The 2,911-nt window shown below is 43.8% G+C and carries 2 protein-coding genes; both read left to right on the forward strand.

What is annotated here, in order from left to right; genetic code table 11:
- Window positions 1–122 precede the first annotated feature (122 nt).
- Window positions 123–2,183, forward strand: a complete 2,061-nt coding sequence (metG, locus tag AB4653_RS19755) for a methionine--tRNA ligase (protein WP_009848620.1) — start codon at window positions 123–125, stop codon at window positions 2,181–2,183.
- A 221-nt stretch (window positions 2,184–2,404) separates the two neighbouring features.
- Entirely contained in the window at window positions 2,405–2,884 is a 480-nt protein-coding gene (locus AB4653_RS19760) for a DUF1456 family protein (RefSeq protein WP_102257903.1), read from the forward strand.
- Window positions 2,885–2,911 lie beyond the last annotated feature (27 nt).

A 2,911-nucleotide genomic window follows, 5' to 3' on the forward strand; every position in this document is an offset into this window, starting at 1 on the left:
GATGAAGACTGAACCCCTAAAAAACTAGGGGAATCCTTTGTCTGATACCTTGGCGTATCACACGTTATAAAGTAGTATTACCTCTCAAAATTTATACCTATCAAAAAAGCGAATTATTAAGTATGGCAACTGATCCAAGACAACTTTTGGTAACTTGTGCGCTTCCGTACGCTAACGGCTCTATTCACCTTGGCCATATGCTTGAGCATATCCAAGCTGATATCTGGGTTCGATACCAGCGTCTACGTGGCAACACTGTAAACTTCATCTGTGCTGACGATGCTCACGGCACGCCAATTATGCTTAAAGCTCAACAGATGGGTATCACGCCAGAAGAGATGATCGCTGCTGTTAGTGAAGAGCACCAAAAAGACTTCGCTGGCTTTGATATCAGCTTTGATAACTACCACAGCACACATAGCGAAGAGAACCGTGAACTGGCTTCTCACATCTATCTAGAACTTAAAAAGAACGGCTTCATTTCTAGCCGTACTATTTCTCAGCTTTTCGACCCTGAGAAAGAGATGTTCCTACCAGACCGCTTCGTAAAAGGTACTTGCCCTAAGTGTAAGTCAGAAGACCAGTATGGTGATAACTGTGATAACTGTGGTGAGACATACAGCCCAACTGAGCTAATTAACCCTAAATCAGCGGTTTCTGGCGCAACTCCAGTAATGAAAGATTCTGAGCACTTCTTCTTCGACCTACCTCAGTTCGAAAGCATGCTTAAAGAGTGGACTCGTTCTGGTTCTCTACAGAATGAAACTGCAAACAAAATGCAGGAATGGTTCGAGTCTGGCCTGCAACAGTGGGATATCTCACGTGATGCACCTTACTTCGGTTTCGAAATCCCAGGCGAGAAAAACAAATTTTTCTACGTTTGGCTAGACGCTCCTGTTGGCTACATGGCTTCTTTCAAGAACCTATGTGACAAGCGCGACGATCTCAACTTTGACGAATACTGGAAGAAAGACAGCACAACTGAGCTTTACCACTTCATCGGTAAAGACATCGTTTACTTCCACAGCCTATTCTGGCCTGCAATGCTAGAAGGCGCTGGTTTCCGTAAGCCAAACAACGTATTCGTACACGGCTACGTAACGGTGAACGGTGCGAAAATGTCTAAGTCGAAAGGCACATTCATCAAAGCAAGTACGTACTTAAATCACCTAGACCCTGAGTGTCTTCGCTACTACTACGCTGCTAAGCTAAACAGCCGTATCGATGACCTTGACCTTAACCTTGAAGACTTCACTCAACGTGTAAACGCTGACGTGGTAAACAAGATTGTTAACTTAGCGTCTCGTAACGCTGGCTTCATCACTAAGCGTTTCGAAGGCAAGCTTTCTGCTGAATTTGCAGAACCAGAGCTTTACAACGAATTCGTTGCTGCTGCAGAGCGTATCGGTCAGCTGTACGAAACTCGTGAGTTCAGCCGCGCTATCCGTGAAATTACTGCACTAGCTGATAAAGCTAACCAGTACATCGACGAAAAAGCACCTTGGGTTCTTGCAAAAGAAGAAGGTAAAGAGAAAGAGCTTCAAGAAGTTTCTTCTGTGGGTATTAACCTATTCCGCGTGCTAATGGCTTACCTGAAACCCGTTATGCCAGAGCTTGCGGCTCGCACTGAAGCTTTCCTAAACGAAGAGCTAACGTGGGAAGCGATTGCTACACCGCTAACTGATCACGAAATCACTAAGTTCAAAGCGCTGTTTAGCCGTATTGATCCGAAGAAAGTGGAAGCAATGATCGAGTCTTCTAAAGAAGATGCAGCCGCTGAAGCAGCAGCAAAAGAAAAAGCAGAAGCTGAAAAAGAGCAAGCAAGCCAAACTGAGCTAGACAAAGAGCCAATCGCAGACGAGATTGAATTCGATGCCTTTGCAGCAGTCGATATGCGTATTGCTCGTATTATCTCATGTGAAGAAGTACCAAAAGCGAACAAGCTACTGAAGTTCCAACTGGACATCGGTGGTGAAACTCGCCAAGTATTCTCTGGTATCAAGTCAGCGTACAAACCTGAAGAGTTAGAAGGCAAACTAACTGTCATGGTAGCAAACCTTAAACCTCGTAAGATGAAGTTTGGTATGTCTGAAGGCATGATCCTAGCTGCTGGTCCTGGTGGCAGTGACTTGTGGATCCTTGAACCACACGAAGGTGCTCAACCTGGCATGCGTGTAATGTAGCTCTGGCTTCAGTCAGATAACAAGCACTCATAGCGAAATCCCTAATGCACTTTTAACTTGAATGAGTTGATAAGCATTGGGGATTTTTTATATCTACCGAAAATAAGCGTTCTCTGTTAGAGTCGCCGTCAACTATGCTATGTAGAGTAGAAATTTGTTTGCCGACAATAACGGGCTAACCAACACCTCTTTACTCTTCAAACCCTTTTTAGGAATCCCCAGTGACTAACAACGAAATCTTGCGTCGTATTCAACACGCGCTAAACCTTAAAAATGCACAGATCATTAAAGCTATCGAGCAAGCTGATGTGACCGTTGCTCATGACCAAGTGATTAATTGGCTAAAAGACGACAACGACAAGTCATGCTCTAAGATGAAAGATAAAGAGTTAGCGGTATTCCTAAATGGTTTTATCAATCTTAAGCGTGGCAAAAAAGAAGGTGTTCAACCTAAACCTGAAGTAGCTCTGACTAACAACATGATTTTCATGAAGCTGCGTATTGCGTTGAACATGAAAGCAGAAGATGTATTAGATATATTAGAAGTGGTAGGCATCAGCCTAAGTAAGTACGAGATTGGTGCCTACTTCCGTAAGCCAGAGAACAATAACTACAAAGTATGTGAAGACCAACTACTTTGCGATTTTCTAAATGGCGTGCAATTTACTAACCGTCCAGACTCAGAAGAGTTTGCAGGGTAAGTTACTGCCTATTGATACGTTCTCACC

The sequence above is a fragment of the Vibrio sp. 10N.222.48.A3 genome, from assembly GCF_041475345.1.
Classification (GTDB): Bacteria; Pseudomonadota; Gammaproteobacteria; order Enterobacterales; family Vibrionaceae; genus Vibrio; species Vibrio tasmaniensis_A.

Bases quoted from the DNA above. Each gene is read 5' to 3' on its own strand.
- metG (WP_009848620.1), top strand. From the start codon at position 123: ATGGCAACTGATCCAAGACAACTTTTGGTAACTTGTGCGCTTCCGTAC.